Origin of the sequence: Stenotrophomonas maltophilia (genome assembly GCF_003970865.1) — a bacterium.
GTDB classification, from domain to species: Bacteria; Pseudomonadota; Gammaproteobacteria; order Xanthomonadales; family Xanthomonadaceae; genus Stenotrophomonas; species Stenotrophomonas maltophilia_AR.
The window spans coordinates 1-1,902 of sequence record NZ_RXLZ01000134.1 but is presented as its reverse complement, the minus strand read 5'-3'; the positions used below and the strand labels follow the sequence as shown (position 1 = coordinate 1,902).

General features: G+C 65.9%; 3 protein-coding genes. All 3 read left to right on the top strand.

The features are described 5' to 3' along the window. The first annotated feature begins 91 nt into the window (after positions 1–91). The 3 genes from EKL94_RS22050 to EKL94_RS22485 all read left to right on the top strand — a co-directional run bounded on the left by EKL94_RS22050 (position 92) and on the right by EKL94_RS22485 (position 1,783). On the top strand, positions 92–769 hold the full coding sequence (locus EKL94_RS22050; RefSeq protein WP_126930639.1) for a DUF502 domain-containing protein: 678 nt from the start codon (positions 92–94) through the stop codon (positions 767–769). Beyond that, positions 766–1,551, top strand: coding sequence for a queuosine precursor transporter (locus EKL94_RS22045; RefSeq protein ID WP_126930638.1), 786 nt, complete (start codon positions 766–768; stop codon positions 1,549–1,551). Before EKL94_RS22050 ends, EKL94_RS22045 begins: the two co-directional genes overlap by 4 nt. A gap of 94 nt (positions 1,552–1,645) precedes the next feature. Next, positions 1,646–1,783, top strand: coding sequence for a hypothetical protein (locus tag EKL94_RS22485; RefSeq protein ID WP_185830079.1), 138 nt, complete (start codon positions 1,646–1,648; stop codon positions 1,781–1,783). Positions 1,784–1,902 lie beyond the last annotated feature (119 nt).

Here is a 1,902-nt window from a genome sequence, read left to right as displayed (position 1 = left end):
TTGGGGTTGGTTGTTTTGTCGTTTTTTTTTTTATTTGTTTTTCAAGCCGGAGCCGGCAAACGGGGTGGGGCGCCCGCCCCGGGGCTCGGGAATGGGTAAAAGGGGCCGGGTCCCCCGCCCCTCCCTGCAGCGCCTGTTCCTGACCGGCCTGCTGACCCTGCTGCCGATCTGGCTGACCTGGGTCGTGGTCAAGTTCGTGTTCGTGCTGCTGTCGGGCATTTCCAGCCCGCTGGTGGTGCCACTGTCCGAGCAGATTGCGACAAGCTTCCCGCACTACCTCGGCTGGGTCCGCGCCGAATGGATCCAGGACACGATCGCCCTGCTGGCCACCCTGCTGGTGATCCTGGCGGTGGGCGTGGCCAGCCGCCGCGTGCTCGGCCAGCGCCTGCTGCGCTGGGTGGGCGCGATCATCAAGCGCATTCCGCTGGCCAGCATCATCTACGACAGCGCCAAGAAGCTGCTGGACATGCTGCAGACCGAACCGGGCAGCACCCAGCGCGTGGTGCTGATCGACTTCCCGCACCGCGACATGAAGTCGGTCGGCCTGGTCACCCGCGTGATCAAGGAACACGGCACCGACCGTGAACTGGCCGCGGTGTACGTGCCAACCACGCCGAACCCGACTTCCGGCTATCTGGAAATCGTGCCGGTGGAGTTGCTGACCCCGACCGACTGGACCGTCGACCAGGCCATGAGCTTCATCATTTCCGGCGGCGCCGTGGCACCGTCCAGCGTTCCGTTCACGCGCGCCGGCGAACGCAGCGAATGACCGCAGCGCCGATCGAGCGCCCGCTGCAGGACCGCGCGGTCCTGCTGTTCATCGTGCTGGCCGCGTTCTTCTGCGGCAATGCGGTGCTGGCCGAGCTGATCGGGGTGAAGATCTTCGCGCTGGAAGACACCCTCGGCATCGCTCCGCTGAACTGGAACCTGTTCGGCCAGACCGGCTCGCTCAGCTTCACCGCCGGCACCCTGCTGTGGCCGGTGGTGTTCATCATGACCGACACCATCAACGAGTTTTTCGGCAAGCGCGGCGTGCGCTTCATCTCGTGGCTGGCAGTGGTGCTGATCGGCTACGGCTTCCTGTTCGCCTTCGCGGCCATTTCGCTGGCGCCGGCCAGCTGGTGGGTCACGTCGATGGATGGCCACGGTGTGCCCGATTACCAGGCCGCGTTCGCAGCCGTGTTCGGCCAGGGCATGTGGACCATCGCCGGTTCGCTGGTGGCCTTCCTGCTCGGCCAGCTGATCGACGTGGCAGTGTTCCATCGCATCCGCCAGGCCACCGGTGAGCGCCACGTGTGGCTGCGTGCGACCGGATCCACCGCGATCTCGCAGGTGGTGGACAGCTTCGTGGTGATCTGGATCGCCTTCGTGCTGGGCCCGCAACACTGGCCGACCTCGCTGTTCCTGGCGGTCAGCAGCGTCAACTACGTCTACAAGATGGGCTTTGCGATCGCCCTGATTCCGTTGCTGTACCTGATGCGGCGTGCCATCACCCGCTATCTGGGCGCAGACAGGGCCGCTGCGCTGCGCGCCGCCGCTGCGGCTGACTGAAGCCCCAGCAGCAAAAAGCTGACTGCGCCTTCACGCTGGCCGTACGCGGCCGGATCGTGCAAGCTCCACGGTCTGTGTTCCACGGAAGCTCCTGATGCCGCATCCCACCCGGGCCCTGGCCGCCGCCATCGCCGCGTTGTTCCTGTTCAGCGCCGTGCCGTCGGCCGAAGCAGCGAAAAAGAAGGCCAGCCGCCCTGCCGCCGCGCAGACCCGGTCCCTTTACCCCACCTGACCCGGCCGCCCACTTTACCGCGGCCGGCCCTCTTCGACCGCGGCCACGGGACACGAACCACAATACACACAGAACGAGCGACAGATCGTATGCGGGCCACATAGACGACCATACGTCCG

Excerpts from the sequence above, each read along its gene's own strand:
- EKL94_RS22485 (WP_185830079.1), top strand. The coding sequence starts at position 1,646 with ATGCCGCATCCCACCCGGGCCCTGGCCGCCGCCATCGCCGCGTTGTTC.
- EKL94_RS22045 (WP_126930638.1), top strand. The coding sequence starts at position 766 with ATGACCGCAGCGCCGATCGAGCGCCCGCTGCAGGACCGCGCGGTCCTG.
- EKL94_RS22050 (WP_126930639.1), top strand. The coding sequence starts at position 92 with ATGGGTAAAAGGGGCCGGGTCCCCCGCCCCTCCCTGCAGCGCCTGTTC.